General features: G+C 58.9%; 12 protein-coding genes. 6 read left to right on the top strand and 6 right to left on the bottom strand.

Features of this window, described 5'->3' with window-relative positions; all coding sequences use genetic code 11:
- The 6 genes from ACH2DG_RS18290 to ACH2DG_RS18265 all read left to right on the top strand — a co-directional run.
- Positions 1 to 320: hypothetical protein (locus ACH2DG_RS18290; protein ID WP_395027870.1), on the top strand; the 320-nt coding region annotated here is incomplete at its 5' end.
- A gap of 528 nt (positions 321 to 848) precedes the next feature.
- Positions 849 to 1,214 (top strand): c-type cytochrome, encoded by a 366-nt coding sequence (locus ACH2DG_RS18285; RefSeq protein ID WP_395027869.1) that lies wholly within the window; start codon positions 849 to 851, stop codon positions 1,212 to 1,214.
- The gene (locus ACH2DG_RS18280) at positions 1,214 to 2,491 is read left to right on the top strand and encodes an NAD(P)/FAD-dependent oxidoreductase (protein ID WP_395027867.1); all 1,278 of its coding nucleotides are present in this window, start codon (positions 1,214 to 1,216) and stop codon (positions 2,489 to 2,491) included. Before ACH2DG_RS18285 ends, ACH2DG_RS18280 begins: the two co-directional genes overlap by 1 nt.
- Before the next feature lie 530 nt (positions 2,492 to 3,021).
- On the top strand, positions 3,022 to 4,773 hold the full coding sequence (locus tag ACH2DG_RS18275; RefSeq protein ID WP_395027866.1) for a polysaccharide lyase: 1,752 nt from the start codon (positions 3,022 to 3,024) through the stop codon (positions 4,771 to 4,773).
- Between the two features lie 816 nt (positions 4,774 to 5,589).
- Complete coding sequence (gene potE / locus ACH2DG_RS18270) at positions 5,590 to 6,969, top strand: putrescine-ornithine antiporter (RefSeq protein ID WP_395027865.1); 1,380 nt, start codon at positions 5,590 to 5,592, stop codon at positions 6,967 to 6,969.
- Positions 6,970 to 7,098: 129 nt separating this feature from the next.
- Positions 7,099 to 9,387, top strand: a complete 2,289-nt coding sequence (locus tag ACH2DG_RS18265) for an Orn/Lys/Arg decarboxylase N-terminal domain-containing protein (RefSeq protein WP_395027864.1) — start codon at positions 7,099 to 7,101, stop codon at positions 9,385 to 9,387.
- A 345-nt stretch (positions 9,388 to 9,732) separates the two neighbouring features.
- Here ACH2DG_RS18265 and ACH2DG_RS18260 read toward each other — a convergent pair whose 3' ends face one another.
- From ACH2DG_RS18260 to ACH2DG_RS18235, 6 genes are all read right to left on the bottom strand, one after another.
- The gene (locus tag ACH2DG_RS18260) at positions 9,733 to 10,122 is read right to left on the bottom strand and encodes a 6-carboxytetrahydropterin synthase (RefSeq protein WP_395027862.1); all 390 of its coding nucleotides are present in this window, start codon (positions 10,120 to 10,122) and stop codon (positions 9,733 to 9,735) included.
- On the bottom strand, positions 10,119 to 10,754 hold the full coding sequence (queE, locus tag ACH2DG_RS18255; protein WP_395027860.1) for a 7-carboxy-7-deazaguanine synthase: 636 nt from the start codon (positions 10,752 to 10,754) through the stop codon (positions 10,119 to 10,121). Before queE ends, ACH2DG_RS18260 begins: the two co-directional genes overlap by 4 nt.
- 251 nt (positions 10,755 to 11,005) lie before the next feature.
- Positions 11,006 to 15,406: a beta strand repeat-containing protein gene (locus ACH2DG_RS18250; protein ID WP_395027859.1), complete on the bottom strand. Its 4,401-nt coding sequence runs from the start codon at positions 15,404 to 15,406 to the stop codon at positions 11,006 to 11,008.
- Between the two features lie 1,006 nt (positions 15,407 to 16,412).
- Positions 16,413 to 16,598 (bottom strand): hypothetical protein, encoded by a 186-nt coding sequence (locus ACH2DG_RS18245; protein WP_395027858.1) that lies wholly within the window; start codon positions 16,596 to 16,598, stop codon positions 16,413 to 16,415.
- 237 nt (positions 16,599 to 16,835) lie between these two features.
- Positions 16,836 to 17,090: a hypothetical protein gene (locus ACH2DG_RS18240; protein ID WP_395027856.1), complete on the bottom strand. Its 255-nt coding sequence runs from the start codon at positions 17,088 to 17,090 to the stop codon at positions 16,836 to 16,838.
- 920 nt (positions 17,091 to 18,010) lie between these two features.
- Entirely contained in the window at positions 18,011 to 20,653 is a 2,643-nt protein-coding gene (locus ACH2DG_RS18235) for an AI-2E family transporter (RefSeq protein ID WP_395027854.1), read from the bottom strand.
- Positions 20,654 to 20,862 lie beyond the last annotated feature (209 nt).

Here is a 20,862-nt window from a genome sequence, read left to right as displayed (position 1 = left end):
TTGACCTTGACTTGGAAAATTCGCTATGCGTCCCTGGATTGCCCAGATGTGCCGATTTGACTCTGGGCTTGGAGTTTTTGCGCGGGGGTGCGTTTGGGCTGTGCCTTGTCTCCGTCGATTTGGATCGGTGGCTCAAAGCTGCTGGACCCATAGATGGTGTGGATTTGCCGCTGGTCGTCGCCCTTGATGGGGTTGCTCTCGCTTTACACTATTTCGCGCTAGACCTTTTGCTGATTATCAATATACATATTCAATCCAACAACAGTTCGGCTGCCTATAAGAAATTAATTTCAATTAATCAATTTTTGCGATTTATATGAAAAGTCAAGCACCGAAAATGGGCTTGCTTCGAAAAATGAGACAACCGTGAATACCGGATGTATGTGGCGCAAACCTGTTCAATAGAGGAAAACCGGCCATCAATTTTCCGAATCCGCGCGCACAGTGCTTGCATGCCGCAGGTACCATTGCCAGGGTAAGATGGCCCCGTGTCGATCCATATCGCGTGAAGCAGGGTCTATAGCCGCTGAAAACTGACAACCATCCATGGATCCGGCGACAGCGAAGAAAATATTTCCCGAAGGAATTAATAAAAAGTCTATGAATTCTTGGTAAATTCTGAAGAATACCATTTCATATTCATCGACTATTGGGCAGATTGCGAGGTATTGCATCCAGAATTCCCATGCCCGTCCTGATTGCCCGTGGTATGTAAAGACTCCGGATCAAGGCCAAATTGAAGGTCAAGGCCGTCTCAAACTGATTCGATGCTTTTATAAAAGTCATGGTCAATGGAATGGGCCTGCTTGAAAACAAACTGCCGCATGGCGGCCTTTACAGGAGTTTCTATGTCACGATCAACTCGCCATCGATTTGCGGTGTCCAGGTCGCCTCTGGGCGTCGCTACCTGTCTGGGCTTGACGCTATTGGGCACCCTCGCCCATTCCGCTTCCGATACGCCCTCCACTCAGTTGCGTCCCCAGGATGTAGCAGTGCTTGCGGCCAGTTGCGCCAACTGCCATGGCACGGATGGGCGCAGCGCCGGCGGCATCACCCCGTTGCGCGGCTTGCCGCAGGAGTATTTGATGCAACGGCTGCAATCGTTCAAAGCTGGAACCGCCAAGGACGCCACGGTGATGGATCGCCTGGCGAAAGGCTATGACGACGAGCAACTTCAAGCCCTGGCCCAGTGGTTTAGCAAGGAGAAGCTATGATGCCAATACGCCGTAGAGACCTTCTGGGGGGAGCAGCCGCAGGAGCGGCCAGCCTGGTCATGCCTGCCATTGTTCGTGCCCAGGCAGCCTCGGCCCATGTGGTGATCGTGGGCGGGGGCTTCGGTGGAGCTACCGCCGCACGCTATCTGCGACAGTTTGCGCCGCATATCAATGTCACCTTGGTAGAGCCTTCCGAGCGCTTTTATACCTGTCCGTTCTCCAACCTGTACCTGGCCGGACTGCGCAGTTGGGACAGCATTGGCCATGGTTATGACGGTTTGCGTAAAGCCGGTGTGACCGTGGTGCAGGCGAGTGCGGAATCGGTTGACGGCACGGCACGCAGCATCAAACTCTCCGACGGCCATACGCTGCGCTATGACAAGCTGGTGCTCTCGCCCGGCATTGATATGCGCTGGAATGCGCTGGAAGGGTATGACGAGGCTGCAGCCCAATGGGCCCCCCACGCCTGGAAGGCAGGTGCCCAGACCCAGTTGCTGAAAAAGCAGCTGGAGGCCATGCCCGACGGCGGGCGTTTTGTGATGGTCATCCCCGACAACCCGTTCCGCTGTCCGCCTGGCCCTTACGAGCGGGCGGCCATGGTTGCGCACTATCTGAAAGCGCACAAGCCCAGAAGCAAGATTCTGCTGTTGGACAGCAAGGACCAGTTTTCCAAGCAAGGCCTGTTTATCCAGGGCTGGAAGACGCTGTATGGCGACATGATCGAATGGATCAAGCAATCTGACGATGGCAAGGCCGGCCGCGTGGATGCCAGGCGGCTGGAGGTGGAAACCGTCTTTGGCAACCGCTACAAGGCAGACGTGCTCAACGTGATTCCTGCGCAGAAGGCGGGGTTCATTGCTGAGCGGGCCGGCGTTGCGGACGCAAGCGGCTGGGTGCCGATCAACGCGGAGAATTTCGAGTCCCGGTTGGTGCACCATATCCATGTGCTGGGCGATGCCACCATTGCTGCGCCCATGCCCAAGTCCGGCTTTGCCGCCAACATCCAGGGCAAGGTCGCCGCAGCGGCGATTGCCGCCGAGTTGGCAGGCAGCGCCCTGCCGACCGCCTCGTTTGCCAATACCTGCTACAGCTTCGTCGGCCCGGACTATGGCATTTCTGTGGCGGGGGTTTACCGCGCTCAGGAGGGCAAGATGATGGAAGTGCCCAACTCCGGCGGGGTCAGTCCTGCCAACAAGGATGCCGCGTTCCGCAAGGCTGAGGCGGACCATGGGGCCGCCTGGTACAAAGCCATCAGTACCGATATCTGGGGGGCCTGAGATGCAGGACTGGTGTATGCGCGAGGGCGTCTTGTGTCAGTAGCAAGCGCTACGGTCTAGCTGTCTGCAAGTCGTTGGGAGCCTGGGTGGAGCAACAAGGCCGCCACTGGTCACTGGTGGAGAGAGGCCGTGTTGCTGCCCCCCTGCGCTGGGGCCGCTAACACTTCCTGGATAGTCGCTGCCTCCGGGAGGTGCCAAGCCGGCCGCGCCTCTCCGGCCGCGCCTAGCCGTGTCATGTCGTGTCGTGTCGTGTCGTGTCGTGTCGTGCGCTTTGTACCGCAGATAGCTTTGCCTGGCGCGGCCCGGCAGCTATTCTTCATTACAGAATCTACGATTTCCAAATAAACAGATTAATTAAAAATTAATCAGCAAGCAGGACAAAAATAACAAGTATTTGTTCATAAACAAAAATCGTGCACATTTCATGCAGCCTTGCAGCTCCATTTTGAAGAAGTCTGGATAGTATTCAAGATCTTTCTCACCCTCATCATCCCATCTCACGATGAATAAACTGATGAAAAGGTCTTCTTATGCTCATTCAGAACATAAACATCTCGAATTATTCGATCAGGAAAATATTTGCAAGGATCGCTGCCGTGATCCTCTCACTTTTCTGTGTTGTACTCTGTGCCCAGGCACAGCAGGCTTCACGGCAGCTCTCATCTCAGGATGTCTTCAACACAGGTGTGCCTCTTATTTTCAAAGAAGATTTTCGATCAGGCAACTTCCTCAAATGGACCTTGTCCATCGACGCGATCTACGACCCGGCGCAACGCCCTACCTTCTCCGATCATGTGCAGCTTGTGAATGCCCCAGGAATCGACGGTCGGCGCGCTGCCAGATTTACCGTTCCCGGCACTCCCGGGTCCTTTCGGTCAGAACTGGCACTGCCCGCAGAGGAAGGGCTTCAGGAGCGCTGGTATGGAGAGCGTCTGGCTGTCCAGCAGGTACCAACCGATCAGCAAGGCTTTATCGTCATGCAATGGCATGCCGTCATGGGAAACGAGAAGGTTGACCGCAATTTCCCCAATCTGGCCATTGCACTGAAGAATGACCGCTGGGTCATCAATACTGCGTGGGGATCGCCAGCCGCCATACAGAGATCATCCCAGGTATTGGACGATCCAGCGGTCGCCGGGGAATGGGTCAATTGGGTGGTGCATGCAAAATGGTCGACGGGCTCCGACGGGCTGCTCGAAGTCTGGCGCGATGGTGTCAGGGTCTGGTCTCGCAGTGGCCAGAACGTGTATAACCTGACCATTCCTCGAACGCCCTATTTCAAAACTGGCATCTATCGACCTTCGCGCAAGAATGCTAATGCGTTGCCCGAGCCGCCAATTGCTGTTCATGTGACTGACGTCCGCATTGGCAAGGCCACAGCCATGTATGACGAGGTATCTCCGGTGATCGATGGTACGGTCTTTGCCGGAATTGATTTTGAGCCTTTGACGGATTTAGGCTCCGATACAAATAATGGCTCAGTAGGGTTTGTCGTGCTCCCTCAGGTTGGGGTAACGGGACCTACTGGTTTGACATGGAGCGGAGCCAACACGCCTGCCATGCTGACAGTGGAACTCACCGACATCGCAACCGGGGTAAAACGTCCTGTTCGAATCAGGGGCTACCGCGATCATTCGTGCGCGGCGCAGTTGGGACTTTTCGCCATGAACGATGCCGCAACCTGTTACAGCGCGCGCAATAGCCATTTGATTCTGACTTATGTCGAAACCGACAACCCTACCCTTCCTGCCGGGCACTATCAGGGGAACTTCACACTTGAGGCGCAAGGCTGGCATGACTCCGGGTACCGCCGCACGCTGGAGCTGAATGCTGATATCGAAACACGTTCGCTCGATGGCGTTGTACGCAACGGCGAAACTTTCCAGTTGTCAGACCAAGGTCCATTGGCAAGCCATGGTAGCGTTGCATTCGTGGTTCCGTTTCAGATGGGGGTGGTGGGGCCAGGTTCGTTGATTTGGGATGGGCCGCGTGAACCATCCACGATCAAAGTGACGTTGATCAACAATGCCACGGGACTGCCCTACGTGGCAAACATTCGTGCCGGGCGGTCTAATTCGTGTTACACCCGAAGTATGAACGATGCGACGACTTGCGCGAGTAGTCCTCGGTATAGCAGCTTGCAGCTCAGCTTCGTGCGCGCAGACAACCCAGATATGCGTCCTGGCAGCTACCGAGGCACGGCAGAAATCGAGGCGCGGGGCTGGCATGACTCCAGCTTTCGAAAAACACTTGAATTTGGGTTCGATATAACAGTCGACTGAACTGTTTAGGGTCAGGAGGGAGCCGGTTTTGGTCCCCTCCCCGGTTCTCTGGCGCTCCTACAGCATTTTGCGACGCATCCGAGCTCATTTCGTATGGGCTTGAGCCACAGGAACGTTCTGCACGACACTGCATTGAACAAGAGCCGCTAATACAACCCAGCAAATCGCAGATTTGCGGTTGAGACGAGGCGCCGCGCCGCGTCAGGCCGAGCCGCGCTAGGCGAAGCCGCAGGCAGTACAGACGTACGACAAGGCTGGGCGCCCCCGGCTGGGCGCCCCCGACGAAGCAACGACATATCACGGCTTGTGTTAGCGACTCTAAAGCATGAAGCCATGCATGCGCTGCCTTGCCATGCCCTCAGCTGGGAAGCTTCATGAAAAGGCGCCCACCTTCTCTATCGAAGCGCGAATGTCATATTGAGTCGGATGCAAGGTCCGGAGATATCAACGTGTGCTGCCGTGCTTGCAGAACCAATGCTTGACATATATCAATTATTATGAGATTGGGGTCAATTTGGGAGGCACTTTCACAGGGATGAAAGATCATTAAATTATGATCGCAACAAAAATAGGCATATATCAAAATAAAATTCCCTGATCAAAATTCATTTTTCATTATATTTTTTGCATTGATTTAATCGACGCATTTTGCCTGTTGCATATTTATCATCTGAGCGCTTGCCACAGAGAAATAATTTCCGCGATTTTGGATAACCGCTGCCCAGCATTGCAGGTGTTGAGTCTCAGGGCACATCCCTTGCGTTTTCCAACAATACCCAGGCGAAGAGAAACCTTCATTCAGGAAAAGGAGTGAGAATGGCGCAAACCAAAAAAATGACCGTGGTGCAGCTGACCATGCTGACCGTGGTCAACATGCTTGGATCTGGCATTGTTCTGTTGCCCACCAAGCTGGCACAGGTAGGGGCCATCTCCATCCTTTCCTGGCTGGTGACCGCGACGGGCTCGTTGGCACTGGCCTACGCCTTTGCCCAGTGCGGCATGCTCAGCCGCAAGTCTGGCGGCATGGGAGGCTATGCAGAATATGCGTTTGGCCGGGCCGGCAACTATCTGGTGAACTACACCTATGGCACGTCGCTGTTGATCGCCAACGTGGCCATCGGCATCACTGCAGTGGGCTACCTGACCGAGCTGTTTTCTCTGCAGCTGAGCCCGGTGGGTGTGGGCCTCATGACAATTGCATTGCTGTGGATCACCACCATTGCCAACTTTGGCGGTGCCAGCGTGACCGGCAAGATCGGTGGGGTCACCGTCTGGGGTGTGATTCTGCCGGTGGTTGGTGTTTCCACATTTGGCTGGTTCTGGTTCAGCCCCAGCACCTACGCAGAAGCCTGGAATCCGCATGGCCTGTCTTTGCTGCAGGCAGCGAGCTCTTCCGTGGCCATCACCCTGTGGGCCTTTTTAGGAATGGAGTCTGCCTGCGCCAACGCTGACGCGGTGGAGAATCCCGAAAAGAACGTGCCGATTGCCGTGCTGGGTGGCACGATCGGCGCTGCCGTGATCTACATCGTCTCGACCAATGTCATGGCGGGCATCGTCTCCAATCCGGAACTTGCGGCCTCCACCGCGCCCTTTGGCCTGGTGTTCGCGCACATGTTCACCCCCCTGGTGGGGCAGATCATCATGGGGCTGATGGTGCTGGCATGCATCGGCTCGCTGCTGGGCTGGCAGTTCACCATTGCCCAGGTGTTCAAAAGCTCGTCGGACACCGGCTATTTTCTGCCGATTTTTGCCAAGGTGAACAAGGCAGGTACCCCCATCGTGGCCATGCTGATCCTGCTGGCCGCCCAGACTGGCCTCGCTCTGCTCACCATCAGCCCCGATCTGACCAAGCAGTTCGACACGCTGGTGAACCTGGCGGTGGTGACGAACATCGTGCCCTACATCCTGTCGATGGCGGCCTTGATGACCATCCAGAAGGTTGCAGGCGTGCCCGCCAAAAAGGCCTTGTTCGTCAACATCATCTCGTGGGTCGCTGCAGCCTACAGCTATCTGGCCCTGTACAGCTCGGGGACCGAAGCATTGATGCTCGGCGGCGTGGCAACCATCGTGGGCTTCACGCTCTATGGCTTTGTCAGCACCCGCATGCTGCGCCTGGACCAGGAGCGCGCTGCTGCAGGCCATGCCGACGGCACCACTGCTGCAACCGCCACCAGCCATACAGGCAATGCAGCCTGAAGCAGGCCACAAGCGCATGTTTTCACCCTCTTCGCCCCAGCATGGCTGCATAAAGCTTGCGAACATGCCTCGCCTACAAGGGGTATTTCCCCTTGAACCCTTTCGAATTCATCACAACGGAGCCTGAAGATGTTTTTCAAAGCCCTGGACTATCCAACCGTCATTATCGACAGCGAGTTCGACTCGCCCCGCCTGCGCGGCAGCATCATCCGCGCCCTGGCCGAAGAGCTGGAGAGTGCAAACCAGCGTGTGATGGCCAATCTCACGCTCGACGACGCGCGGGTGGCTGCACGCACCTATCTGGCCGCCTCTGCGGTGTTGATCTCCATCGACGCGCATGAGGATGCCGAGGAACAGTTCCGCAAGATCCAGAATCTGCTGGAAGACAACTTGGCGCGCCATCCTCACCTGCCGGTATTTTTCTATGGCGAGCGCGGCTCGGTGGAAAAGGTGCCAACCAACCTTGTGAAATATGCGCGCGGCTACTTTTACCTGTTCGAAGACACCAAGAGCTTCATCGCGCGGCAAGTGATGCGTGCAGCAGAAGAGTACATGGAGCACCTGCTGCCGCCCTTCTTCAAGGCACTGATCAAGCACACGGCCAAGTCCAACTACTCCTGGTACACGCCGGGTCATGCGGGCGGCGTGGCCTTTACCAAGTCTTCGGTGGGCCGTGCCTTCCACCAGTACTATGGTGAAAATACCCTGCGCAGCGATCTCTCGATCTCGGTGCCCGAACTGGGCTCCCTCCTCGACCACAGCGGCCCCATACGGCAGGCCGAGGCCGACGCCGCCAGGAACTTCGGATCCGACCATACTTTCTTCGTGACCAACGGCACCTCCACCGCCAACAAGATCGTCTGGCATGGCACAGTGGCGCGCGGCGATGTGGTGTTTGTGGACCGCAACTGCCACAAGTCGCTGCTGCACTCGCTGATCATGACGGGGGCCATTCCCGTGTACTTCTCGCCGAGTCGAAATGCACACGGCATCATCGGGCCGATCAGCGAAGACCAGTTCTCGCCCAAGGCCATGCAGGCGCGTATCGCACAGGTGCCGCTCGCTGCGCAAGCCATGAAAAACGGCGCCAAGCTGCGCATTGCGGTGGTGACCAACTCCACCTATGACGGCCTCTGCTACAACGCCGAGAAGATTGCCAAGAAAATCGGCAGCGCCGTCGATTTTCTGCACTTTGATGAGGCCTGGTACGCCTACGCCGCCTTCCATCCGTTCTACGAACATTACTACGGCATGGCCAAGGGCAAGCCGCGTGAGCAGGATGCCATCGTCTTCACCACCCATTCCACCCACAAGCTGCTGGCGGCGTTTTCGCAGGCATCCATGGTGCATGTGCGCGACAGCCGCAAACGCAAGCTCGACATGGGGCGCTTCAACGAAGCCTTCATGATGCACACATCCACCAGCCCGCTGTACCCAGTGATAGCGGCCTGCGACGTGGCCTCCAAGATGATGGAAGGCGCCGCCGGTGAATCACTGGTGCAGGAAATGCACGACGAATCGCTCGCGTTTCGCCGCGCCATGCTGCAGATCGAATCCGACCTGGACAAAAAGGACTGGTGGTTCAAGGTCTGGCAGCCCGAGCCCGTGGCCAAGCACCTGCGCAAGTCTTCATCCCACATTCCGCCTGCCCAGGCCAAGGACTGGCAACTGCGCCCCGACGCCCAGTGGCACGGTTTTGACAAGCTGAGCGACGACTTTGTCATGATCGACCCCATCAAGGTCACGCTCACCATGCCGGGGCTGGACATGGACGGGCGCATGGACAAGCAGGGCATCCCCGCCAGCGTGGTCAGCAAGTTCCTGTGGACGCGTGGCATCGTGGTCGAAAAAACCAACCTCTATTCGCTGCTGGTGCTGTTCTCCATGGGCATCACCAAGGGCAAGTGGGGAACCCTGGTGGCGGAACTGATGAGCTTCAAGCAGCACTACGAGGCCAACACGCCCCTGGCGCAGGTGCTTCCCGATCTGGTGGAGAGCTACCCACAGGTCTATGCCGACACCGGGCTGCGTGACCTGTGCGACCGCCTGCACCAGTTCAATGTGAGCCATGATGTGCCCAGGGTCATGCGCGAGATGTACGTCGAGCAGCCGGACATGGCCATGATTCCGGCAGAAGCCTACAACCTGCTGGTGCAGGGCAAGGTCGAGAAGGTGGAAGTCAAAAAGCTCAAGGGGCGCATCGCTGCCACCATGCTGGTGCCCTATCCCCCAGGCATTCCACTCATCATGCCTGGCGAGCGCTACAACGAAAAGGCGGACGCCATCTTCAAGTACCTGCAAATTGCCGAGGAGCAGGATGCCCAGGTGCCCGGCTTTGAGTCCGACATCCATGGCCGCGAAGTTGAGGTAGATGAAACCGGCAAGCGCCGCTATCTGGTGGAGGTCCTGGCTTCCTGAGCGCAGCCAGAACAGGCAGGCTTGTGCCGCTGAATGCGCCACAAGCCTGCGTGGCCTGAACCCGCTCCTGATGGATGAAACCGCAAACGCCCGATGGAACACATCGGGCGTTTCTGTTTTGCATGGTCTCATGCAAGCCCTGCTGGCTTGATGTTGGTAATTTTTCACTCTTTTAACAACCATTTTTAATGGTTTTTGAGTGAAGTAGTCAACGAGAGGACAGGAATGGACTTCACCATTCCAGCAATTGACCAGCAATGCCATTCAACCGAAGCTGCCTGGCGAGCGCCCTCTTGCCGGATCGGCTTAAGCAGACAGGGAAAATCTAATTAAATCAATGTAGTTTCAATTTGAATTTGAGTTCTGCCGATGATCCATGCGCAATACGCATTTGTCGCCACTGGCAGGCCGCTCCACCGCAACGGCAATCAAATCAGGGCAATCCACGATCAGGCCGAAGTAGATGTATTTGCACAGGTTCTCCAGGGTGGCGGGGCCGAGATTGGCAACCTCATCGAGAAAATGGTGGTCAAGCTCACCACGAACCCGCTCAATCTTCTGGCGCACATCGCCTAGATCCTGCAGCATGCCCGATGCTTGCGATGGCTCGCCACGCAAGGTGATTTCAGCGTGGTAGGTATGTCCGTGTATCCGGCGGCTGCCGGCTGCGTCCACGGTGCGGTGGAGTGTATGCGCGGCTTCGAAAATGAACTTCTGGCTCAGTTCGTACTTCATCGTATTCCTGTAATTTTGTGCGTCTGCAGGCTCAGATTCCAGCGGGGATGCTGAAGGCAATAGGCAATGGCGGCTGCAGTGTTCCTGCCCTGTTCGGAATCGTCCAGTGGCTGGAGATAGAACCTGTCGAAATTCAGATGGATGAATTGCGCGGGATCCACGTGATTTTGCGGATACACCAGCTTCAGTTCCTGCCCCGCATCTACGACAAGCGCGCCATTGGCCTTCGGGCTTACGCATAGCCAATCAATGCCCTCTGGAGGCATGAGCGTGCCATTCGTCTCCATCGCAATGAAAAAGCCCTTCGCGTGTAGCGCCTCGATCAAGGCGGCGTCGGCCTGCAAGGCAGGTTCACCGCCCGTGAGAACAACAAAACGGCGCTCAGCATTCTTTGATGGCCAATGCGCCTCGATGGCGGCGGCAAGTTCGGCAGCTGATGCGTACTTGCCGCCGCCCTCTCCGTCGGTGCCCACAAAATCGGTGTCGCAGAACCTGCACGCCGCTGCAGCGCGGTCCTCTTCCCGGCCGCTCCACAGGTTGCAGCCCGCAAACCGGCAAAAGACCGCCGGGCGCCCCGCGTTGGCGCCCTCCCCTTGCAGGGTGTAGAAGATTTCCTTGACGCTATAAACCATGCTGCGCAACTTGCTGAAAAACCGGGTATTGTACGGGCCGATGCTTTAGGACGTGTTTACGATCTCCTCGCGCCGCGACGGTGGCTTTGGAGGCGCCCCTAGCCGGGCGCCCCCAAACTTCCCATGGGTTGGAATGCAATCGGGCGATTTCTTTGCGCCGGCCCTTGCTGGCACCCCGGTGCAAGCTGCGGTGGCGTTGGCATTGCAATGGACGTGCGGCTGGCCGGCCGCACGCTCTTGTGCTCAAGGGCCTATGCACCCGCTGCACCCGGCGTGCGCCGCGCCTCCGTGGAGCGGCAGCGTGCTACCAAACCGGCAACCATCGGCATCAGCAAAGCGATTATCGCCAGGCCCCATGTGCCCAGTGCGGGAATCGGGCTTGGCGCAGCGCTCTGCACCTGCGTGGCAGCGCTTGCAGTGCATGGCACGCAATTTCCGCTTGCAGGTGGCGTGATGGTCGCCACATTCTCAATCACCTTGGATGCCGTAGGCGCCACTTTGGCGGTGATGGTGTAGACCACCGAGCCACCGACGGGAAGGGCCGAGATCGTATCGCTGACAGCGCCGCTGCCAGCGCTGGTGCAGGTAGCGCCTGCGCTGGCCGTGCATGTCCACGACTGGCTGATGATGCCTTCGGGCAGTGGGTCGCTCACCACGGTACCGTCCGCCGGCACACTGCCGCCGTTGGTTACCGTGACGTTGTACTGAACCGTTCCCCCCACCCCCACCGTCTGCAGATCCACAGTCTTGGTGACCTGCAGTTGCGGGGTAGAACTGCCTGTGACGGACGCCGTGCATGGCGGAGCCTTCAAAGACGCCGCTTTCGCTTGCAAAGCCTTCATTACCGCAGCCTTCGTGTTCACCCCGCACACACCCTCCCCGGATGGGGTAACGGTAACCGTGTTCGTGATGGTGGCCGGAGGCGCACTGCTGACTGTGGCAGTCACGGTATAGGTGACAATCGCCCCTGCCGGGAAGGTAGCCAGGGTGTCGGTAATTGCCCCGCCGCCGCTGGTAGTGCATGTGGCACCGCCCGTGGCAGAGCAAGCCCAGCTCTGCGAGGCAATACCGACAGGCATGGCATCGCTTACCGTGGTTCCATCGGCGGCAACAGAACCCGTGTTGCTGATGGTGACTGTGTAGTGCACCGTGCTGCCAGGAGCCAGAACGGAAGTGTCGGCGGTCTTGGTCACCTCGATGATCGGGGCAGAGCCCAGGGTGACGGCTGCCGTGCAAGGTGCTGCCGTGTTGCCCGGCGCGCACACCCCTGCCCCGCCCGGCGTACTGCTGGCGGTATTGGTGACCGTGGCGGGCGGTGCATTGCTCACCGTGGCGGTGATGGTATAGGTGGCAGTCGCCCCTGCCGGGAAGGTAGCAATGGTGTCGGTGACGGCTCCAGTGCCGCTGGCGGTGCAGGTGGCGCCACCCGCTGCGGCGCAAGTCCAGCTCTGGGCTGCAATGCCTGCAGGGATGGGGTCGCTCACCGTGGTGCCGTTTGCTGCCACGGCGCTGGTGTTCTTGACCACGACCGTGTAGGTGACCGTGCCGCCCGGGATGAGCGTGCCGATATTGGCGCTCTTGCTGATCTGCACCTGCGGCAGTGGCGTGCTGCTGGTCGTGGCCGTGCAAGGCGGCGCGGTGTTGCCCGGTGCGCAGGTGCCAGATGGCGGCGTACTGCTGGCCGTATTGGCAATGGTGGCAGGTGGTGTGGCGCTTACCGTGGCGGTGACGGTGTAGGTCACAAAGCTGCTGGGCGGGAAAGTAGCCAGCGTGTCGCTGATCGCACCTGTGCCGCTGGTGGTGCAGGTGGCGCCCGCTTGCGCTGCGCAGGTCCAGCTTTGGGCTGTGATGCCCGCTGGAACCGGGTCGCTCACGGTGGTGCCGTCTGCGGCCACCGAGCCGTTGTTGGTGACGGAGACGGTGTAGTGCACCACCCCTCCTGGGGCGATGGTGGGGGCATCGACACTCTTGGCCACCGAGATTTGCGGATTGGGTGAGACAGCGGCCGAGGCGCTGCAAGGCGATGCGGTGTTACCCGGCGTGCACAGGGTGCCCGCTGGTGGGGTGGCGACGGCCGTGTTGCCGATGGTCGCAGGTGGCGTGGCGCTCACCTGGGCGGTGACGGTGTAGGTGACGAAGCTGCCCGCTGGGAAGGTGGCTATGGTGTCGGTGATCGCTCCCGTGCCACTGGCGGCGCAGGTGGCGCCCCCAGTGGCCACGCAGCTCCAGCTCTGGCTGGTGATGCCTGCAGGGATGGGGTCGCTCACTGCCGTGTTGTTTGCAGGCATGACACCGCTGTTGCTCACCACGATGGTGTAGACAATGGTGCCGCCAGCCACCACGGTGGTGACATTGGCGCTCTTGACGATGGAGACCTGCGGCAGTGGCGGCACGCTGGCCGTGGCGCTGCAGGGGCCGGGCGTGTTGGTGGGGCCGCAGACCGTGCCGCTCTCGCTGGGCATGGCCACCGCAGAGTTGCTCACATTCGTGGGCGGGGTGTTGCTGATGCTTGCCGTGATGGTGTAGACCACCGAACTGCCAGAGGGCATGAGGACAACGGTCTGGTTGATGCCCCCTGCTCCGCTGGCCTGTGGGCAGGCTGCGCCGCCACTGGCCGTGCAGGTCCAGCTCTGGCTGGTGATGCCGCCCGCTTGCGGGTCGGTGATGAGGACGTTATCGGCTGCCGAGGCGCCGCTGTTGCTCACAGTGACGGTGTAGTGCACGGTGCCGCCGGGCACCAAGGCGGCAGTGTCGGCGGTCTTGGTCACCTCAATAATCGGGGCAGAGCCCAGGGTGACGGCTGCCGTGCAAGGCGCTGCCGTGTTGCCCGGCGCGCACACCCCTGCCCCGCCCGGCGTACTGCTGGCGGTATTGGTGACCGTGGCGGGCGGTGCATTGCTCACCGTGGCGGTGATGGTATAGGTGGCAGTCGCCCCTGCCGGGAAGGTAGCAATGGTGTCGGTGACGGCTCCAGTGCCGCTGGCGGTGCAGGTGGCGCCACCCGCTGCGGCGCAAGTCCAGCTCTGGGCTGCGATGCCTGCAGGGATGGGGTCGCTCACCGTGGTGCCGTTTGCTGCCACGGTACCCGTGTTGGTGACCACCACGGTGTAGTGCAGCACGCCACCGGGTATCACAGTTGGTGCGTCGGCACTCTTGCTAATTGATACCAGTGGCTGCGGCGGCGGCAGCGTAACCCCGGCGCTCGCCGTGGCAGAGACTACGGGGCCCGTCGGGGGGGTGCCTGCAATCTGGGCCTGGTTGTGGAGGACGCCATCGGGTGGGGTTGCATTGCCACGGGCGTTGATTTCCACCTGGGTCACGGTATGCGTATTGCCGGTACAGACCAATGGAACTGTGGCGCCCACCGCCAGTGTAGTCGGCGTACAGGCCAGGCCGGGCAGCAGCGGATCGGTGACCGTCACATTGGCTAACGGTACATTGCCGGTGTTGCTCGCTTGGAAGGTATAGGTCACCACACTTCCTGCGGCCGGCACCGAAGCCGGGCCGGCGGTTTTGCTTAGCGTAATGCCTGGCGCGGGCTGGAAGGCATTGTTGACCGTGCAGTTCGCGGCCTGACCGAGAGCCAAGTCGATCTGGTTGTTGTTGACTGGTACGGTATCGCAACTCCATGGGCCGGTGGCGATGTAGCCCGCCGGGCCACCGGTCTCCGACAAGGTGTAAGTCCCGATCGGAATCGATGCATTGGTAATGGCCGGCGCACCCATGGCTCCGCTGATGGTGCTGGGGCCTGCGGCTGACAGTGTCCACTGGCCCGCCGTGGCCGTACCGCCGCCGGTGTTGCTTACTGTCTTGATCAGCGTTAATTGCGCAACCCCCTGATTCACAAAGGTGCACTGCACGTTTGACCCACCCGAAACAACAGGTAGCGCAGGCAAACTGATGGTTCGAGACGCCGCGTCATAGGACATGCCTGCCGGTGCTCCGGTACAACTTGGCATGCCGCTCACCTGCCAACCAGCAAGCGCCGCTTCAGACAGCGTTGTAGCCGATGTGGCGCTTGCAGCAGTCAGGACTTGTTGCGGGCCTGCCACGCCCGCGCCAGGCGTGGTGGTGGTAATGCTATGGTTCGCGATGCCATTGTTGCCCGAGAAAGCGAAGGTGCCAGTGCCGCCATTGCTGATTTTGCTCACCGTCAGCGTGTTCTGCACCCATTCCATCGGAGTGCTGGAGGTTGGCAGATTCAAACCGACCGACGAGGTAAAGTTACTGGCGTTGTTGGTATAGACGCCCGGTGTATTGCTGACCACGTCTACCGCAATGGTGCAGGCTGTGGCCGTACCAGTCGCCGTGCCCGCAGGCAGGTTGCCGTTGGTGATGACAATGTTGCTGCTGCCCGCAGCGGTTCCTGTAGTGGTGGCTGTGCAGCCCGCAGTACCGCCCACGACCACATTGGGCGGGCTGGCCACCACCACACCGGCAGGCAGGGTATCGGTAAAGGCCCAGCCGTTCTTGACGTCGTTGTCGTCTGCGGTGTTGGTGACGGTAAAGGTGAGCCGCTTGGTCTGGCCTATGTAGTCCAGCCCGTCCACGGCCTTGGATACCGTAGGCGTTACGTCGAGTGCAGTGAAGTTGTCCCAGGCCCAGTCATTGCCAGCGCCAGACGCCTGCGTATTGATTACTGCAAAGGTCATGGCAGAGCCGGAGACAAGACGGGCACCCGCTCCTCCTGGGTAGTAGGTACCAGCGGTATAGTTTGCCGCCGGCGCAGTACCTTTGACAGGAACCGAGTAGGTTCGAGGGTTCACCCCATCGGTGCATAAATCTGTCGACCCACCTACTGTCCCCAATTGTGTGCCGTTCAACCAGAATTGCACCAGAGGATGGGCTTGATTGCAGTTCACAGCTACCGCCGTAAACGAAAAAGATACAAAGCGACCACTACCGCCAGCGGGAATGGCCGGCAGGCCAATCGGCGTCGCGTTCTGAATGATCGTGCTGGGATTGGGAGCCGCAACCTGTGTAAAAGCAGTCAATGCCTCATTCTGGGTGGCCGCCGTACCAGCATTCAGCGCCGGCTGCCCATTGGGCAAGCCGGCATTGTAGGCGCCCAGCGCCAATGCCATGCCCTGCTGTACATTCCAAAATATCTGACCACCGCAGGATGCTATCGCAGTGGGGCTATTGACCGCATTCGACCAGGAAGCAACCAGACCATTGCAGTTGGTGGTCCATGTCGGACTGGACGTATAGGTCATATTCGTCGGCCCCGGGCCAACATAACTGGTGATGAGGGTGGGGTTGGCATCGGTAGGCTGCGCGTTCCCACCCGAGAATGTCTCCTGATACATGGGGATCTGCGCTTGCGCAGGTGCCATGCAGCCCAGCCCCAGCAGCATGGTTCCCAATACATAGAACCACTTCCCCCGCAACTTCAAAATAGTATTTTGATGGCTCCGTAAAGGGGGAGTGGAATATTCACCTGGCGGGAGTAAAAACCATGCATTTGGGGCTTTCATTGATTCACCTCCATCGATGATTAGTGTAATTTTATAAAATCAGTAAATGCATTTATTGGCTACGTAAAATTTTCCAATTACCTTGACGTACGATGAAATATATTAAAAACGAATTTACATCCTCCCCTTTTTTCATTCATCTGGCATCCATCGATGACAAAGAAAATAGAGGTACCAGGACTCAAAAGAAACGTTTCAATACGGGCTTCTCGCACATCTCGAGGTAGCGGTCAATCAGTTGTGACGGGTGGCTGGATGTCATGCCTTCGCCCTTGAGGCCGGTGATCATCCACAGCACATGCTCGGGCCAGCGCTTGCCAAAGGCCTGAATCATGACCGAGGTGAGGCGCTGGCGGTTGAATACCACGTGGTTCCAGTGAATGGCATTGATGCTGGTATCGCGCTGAATGGCCTTGTAGCGCCCATAGTTCCTGGGGTAAAGCAGGATGGCGAGAATCGAAAACCGATCTTCGATAGTTGCAGCAGTGGATATCTCAGAGTTTATTTTCTCTCGCCGTTGCTCTTGCGCATGGCTGCACAGCTCGGAAAAAAAATTCCTCTCTGGTGGTTGCTAGCATTTGAAAAACCCCTCTCGTGTATATATTTACCGGTGTCGATAGTTCAAAAATGGTTCGGTGCGCAAATCAATCCAACCCATATTCTCGGATAGGGCAGGTACCCTAGCGGCTTCTGCATTCAGTCCAATGCCAGAGGCAGCAAGCATCAGCGCACCTTGTGCAAAAGCCAGCCACCGCTCTAGCAGGAGCATGCCAATCAGCGGATACCCTAATTTTTTTAAAGATCCAGTCATGCGCATCACACCTCCCTCAGTCCTCGAATACCAGTTAATGATCTGCATTCCTTAAAGCTGTTTTGCATAGCATCAATATTGCTACATCTTTCCACTGTCTGTCTCAGAATGAATTTCTAAGATATTTAGATTTTTTTAATCAATCAAAATCGACTAAAACTATTGATTTATGCAGGATAAGAAAAAACATTCATCGGGACCAGAAGTATTTACTCCTTCTATAAAGAATTAAAAAAATCTATCCATTTCCATTTTCAATAATTTAAATTGAGTATGAATTTTTGATTGCAAATTTATGTCAGTTCGGCCGGTAAACAACGGTGCATTACAGATACTGATTCAAATCAAAGATAGATATTTTTTTTCGAGTACTTATTAGAAATAATAAATTTTTTATATAGGTATAGTATTTATTAATCTCTCGCAAATACCAAATTGATTCGTTTTTTGATCATTTATGACCATATTGATCAGTAGTGATCAAATACCTTCACGAAATTGAGCGCCGTTGCTGGCAAATGGCGGTCGGTGGCCAGAGCGGCCATGTTGGGCCCACAAAGCAAGCCGGTACGGGACGCACGGCACCCGCTGCGCCAGAGACGGTGAGACACAGCGCGATACGACTGCAGACAGCGGCGTTCCAGCAGGGACGAGGCGCCCTGCGCTGGGCAATGACGTCACCGGGTGTGGTGTGTGTAGTTGTAGCCATCTGCCCATGGCTGTCGGTAGTGGCTGGCACTTGCTGGGCTCTGGGCCCGGCAGGGTACCCGCCAGATGCAGGTTGTGGCTCCCCTGCCCGGCCATTGCCCCTTCAGCTTTTCAGTTGCCCATCCCGTGGTGCACTGTGCGGCGAGGCTTTGCACAGGGGCTTTCGGGCTAGGGCTTTTGGGGTCCGTTGCGAGCGCGGATGGTGGCGCCGTGCCTTTTCAGCCTGGGTAACGCCTGGCTAGCGCCTGGGTAGCGCCTGGCTAATGGCCGGGGTCGGTGCCGGGAGAGCCTGCCAACGGTATGCCATGGCTGTCTTCCAGCGATTTCATCAGGTCGTCGGCCATGTTTTCGAGGACCTTGAGGTCGTCGGTGTTCATGTCTCGTGGCACCTGATCGAGGATGCACAGCGCCCCCAGAACGGCCCCTCGCCTGTAGCGCAGGGGTGCTGCCGCGTAGAAGCGCACACCCAGGCTGTCCACATGCGGGTTGCGTGCAAAGCGTGGGTTGCGCTGCGTATCTTCGATCACCAGGGGCGCGCCGTCTGCGATCACGAAGGAGGCCAGTGCGTCGGCCCGCGCCATGCCTGTTTGCGACAGTTCGCTGCCTACGCTGTCAAACACTGCGCCCGGCATGTAGACGCGGTCCTTGTCGACCCAGGCGACATAGGCCCAGGGCACCTGGAAGGCGTTGCAGGCCTGTATGGCGGCCTCGCGGTACTGGTCGTGGTGGGCCGGGTGCAGCACGCCGCTCTTGTGCAAGGCCTTGAGGCGCTTGTCCTCTCCTGCCGGGATTTCGGGCTTGACGGCTTGCTGCACCCATTGTTCAACGCCCGATTCCACCTGGATGCGCAGCGCAAGCTCGTCGATGGTGCGCACGCCGTAGTCGGCCTGGATGGCGCGGATGGCATCGGGGTCGAGCAGCTGGTTGTCGGTGTTCCACAGCGCCACGACGATTCCCAGCTCGGGCCAGCGCAGGCGAATGCGCTTGCACAGCTGGCGCAGCTTGGTCTGCGGGTGCGGGTGAAAGCTGCAGATGCAGACCGCGCGCACCCCGGCCCAGGTGTTGAGGTCGGCGTCGCGGGGGAATACGGGCAGTGCCTCGGTGTCGTGTTCTGCCGGCAGGCCGTACAGCTGCAGGGCGTGGGCGGCCATGGCTGCGGCCTGTACGTCAATGTCCCAGCGCAGGCCCACGCACAGGATGGCGGGCCGGGCGGGCGCCTCGGTTGTGGGCTTGCCGCTCTCTTCCCGCTCGGTGACGTCACGCCCCGCGAGCACGTTTTTTGCCGGGGGGTAGTGCTCCCGCAGTTCTTCGACCAGCTCTGCGGTGCCCACAGACAGGCGCAGGCGGTGTTCTGCCGTGGACTGGTTCAGGTAGTTGTGCGCTGCGAGTTTGAGCGCGGGAATCGCCACGCCGTCGTAGAACCGGGTGACGGCCCTGGCCGTGTCCTGGCCGGTGGGTTTGGCAGGCAGCTCTTCATCGATGCGGTGGGTGGCAACGTCGACTGCCTCGTCCACATTGCCGCCCAGCAGGCGCTGGAAGAGTTTTTGCGGCGGGTCGAACACCGCCCCGCTGCCCAGCAGGATTTCGAAGAACCGCAGGGCCGGTATGTAGCGCCCCAGCACCAGCAGGCAGACGGTGAGCGGCGTGGACAGGATCAGGCCGATGGGGCCCCACAAGGCAGTCCAGAAGGTGGCGGCCAGGATGATCGACAGAGTGGACAGGCCGGTGCTGGAGCCGTAGAGCCACGGCTCGATGACGTTGTTGCTAATGAGCTCCAGCACGAGAATGAGGGCCAGCGTCCACAGAAAGAGATCCCAGCCGGGATCGACGGCAAAGGCCAGCGTGAGGGGAAAGATGGCCGAGATCATGGGCCCGATGTAGGGCACGAAGCGCATGACGGCTGCCAGCGCCCCCCACAGGGCGGCACCGGGCACGCCGATCCACCACAGCCCCAGCCACATGGGGATGCCGTAGCTCAGGTTGACGATGAACTGCATGCGCAGGTACTGACCAATGCGTGTGGAGGCTTCGTCCAGGGCGTCGGTTGCCATATGTACGTTGCGCCCCATGAGGCGCAGCAGGCGGTCCTGCAGGTCGCTGCGGTCGAGCAGGATCAGGATCACGAACAGCAGGACGATGCCGGCCGTGGCAACCGGCTCGCCGACCTTGGACACCACATCGAGCATTTTCTGGATGGGTTTGGCCGCGGGCTCCTGGATTTCGACCTTCTGCGCGCGGGCCGGCTTGGCTTTGCCGGTGTCCGGCAGGGCAATTTCTGTCTCGACAGTGTTGAAGACCTTGAAGGCGCCATCAAACACGCTGGGGCCCTTGAAGTAGTCCTTGAGGTTGCGCAGCTTCTGGCGGATGGTGTTCTGGTAGGTCGGCAGCTCGGCGCTCAGCACCGTGGCCTGGCTGCCCACATACAAGGCCCCTGCGCCCACCCCTGCAATGGCAACCATGACCACGAGGATCACGGACAGCAGCCGGGGCAGGCCCCAGCGCTTGAGGCGGCTGACCGCAGGATCGAGCAGAAAGCCGAGCAATGCCGCCAATGCCAGCGGCAGCAATACGTTGCGACCCACATAGAGGCCAAATATGACAACCCCGGCAATCACCATGCCGACCATCAGGCGCAGGCCGGGCACGATCGACAGGAGCGGCGCCAGGACATCGCTGCCCGGGGGCGCAGGCAGCGGTGGCAAGGGGTGCTGCAGCGGGTGAGAAGGCTGCGGTGGTAACGGCGGCTGCGCAGGTGCCGCCGGTGCCATGCTGCCCTCCTTGTGCACAGAAGTGGTTGCAGAGGCGTCCGCTTCCACGGCAGAGTCCTGCCGGGGCAATGGGGCGCTTTGCGGCGGATGCGGGTGCGGCAGGTGCGGCGGATGGGGTGAACGTGGATCTGGCATGGTCAGGCAAATGGCTGCGTTGGCATTTTGATGCCATTTCAGCCGCTTTGTGGGCGGCTGCCTGTCATCCGCCCGCTGATCCTGAGGTGTGCCGGTCTCGCATCTGGCGCAGCTTGCTATTGATAGAGAAGCACTTTACGCGTATCAGCCCTGGTTGCAGCTTTGAAATCACGGCAAAGCGGTATGCAACCGCGTACCGGCACCACGGC

Origin of the sequence: Comamonas odontotermitis (assembly GCF_040396735.1) — a bacterium.
GTDB classification, from domain to species: Bacteria; Pseudomonadota; Gammaproteobacteria; order Burkholderiales; family Burkholderiaceae_C; genus Comamonas; species Comamonas odontotermitis_C.
This window is presented reverse-complemented; position numbering and strand designations above follow the sequence as displayed.